Origin of the sequence: Porphyromonas uenonis 60-3 (assembly GCF_000174775.1) — a bacterium.
GTDB classification, from domain to species: domain Bacteria; phylum Bacteroidota; class Bacteroidia; order Bacteroidales; family Porphyromonadaceae; genus Porphyromonas; species Porphyromonas uenonis_A.
In genome coordinates this window covers 1-947 of the sequence record NZ_ACLR01000219.1, presented here as the reverse complement: position 1 = coordinate 947, position 947 = coordinate 1, and the positions used below count along the sequence as shown (strand labels likewise).

The 947-nt window shown below is 52.0% G+C and carries 1 protein-coding gene; it reads left to right on the top strand.

Annotation, left to right across the window (positions count from 1 at the left end; genetic code table 11):
- Nucleotides 1-378: transposase (locus PORUE0001_RS08635; protein ID WP_007366067.1), on the top strand; the 378-nt coding region annotated here is incomplete at its 5' end.
- Nucleotides 379-947: the final 569 nt, after the last annotated feature.

Here is a 947-nt window from a genome sequence, read left to right as displayed (position 1 = left end):
GGCGTGGGTCTCGTCACCTCGGTCATGCTGATCGTTTTTACCGACAATTTCAAGGGTTGGAGTGCCAAGAAGATGGCTAGCTACTGCGGTATAGCGCCCTTCTACGAGAGCTCTGGGAGCTCAGTCTTTCACAAATCCAACACAGGAGGCTACAGTAACCGACGGCTAAAAGGAATCTTGACCCAAGCAGCCCGAAGTGCCATAACTCATAACCCAACATTTAAACAGTACTACCAACGCATGAAAGCTCAAGGCAAGCCCTACGGGGTCATCCTCAACAACGTCAACAATAAGCTCCTACACATCCTCTTCTCGCTGGTGGCTCACGACTGCGACTTCGAGCTAGACCACGAAGCGAAGAGAGCCCTACGAGCCTAGTCCAAGGAAGGAAAATCTCCGCTCCGGGAGCGCCCCGCGGCAAGGGGTGGGAGCCCCCACCCCGACGAGCGGTTACGAAGAGAAGTCGACCGAGCATCCAAGACGAAAAAAACTTCGCTTTTTACTTGCATTTGAACTTAGAAAGCACCGGGCTACTCGTAAGATTAGCGGAATATAGGTTTAGCGACGAAAGCCACCCCGCAACATATCGCATCAGCACCCTCACCGCTCAGTAGGTGGGGGTGCTTTTTTCTGGGAAGCCTTGCCGACCAAGCGCACCCCCCACGGAAGAATTGCCCAATAGCTACCGAGGAAACGAAGATTCTCCACGGAACCGAGAAATAAAACTTCGGAAGAATGAAATCGAAGTTCCGATGAATTTCGGATTTCCTCCCTAGGGATTTCTTCGTCCCTCCCTTGGGATCTATTCGTTCCTCCGTGGGGATCGGAGAGTTCCACCGCTGGAACTAAAGAGTTCCTCCCTTGGAACCGAAAAGTTCCAAGAGGGGAACTATTTTTGGGACTCGTATTCGCCACACAAGCAACACGATACGAAAGCAGCAAATCTC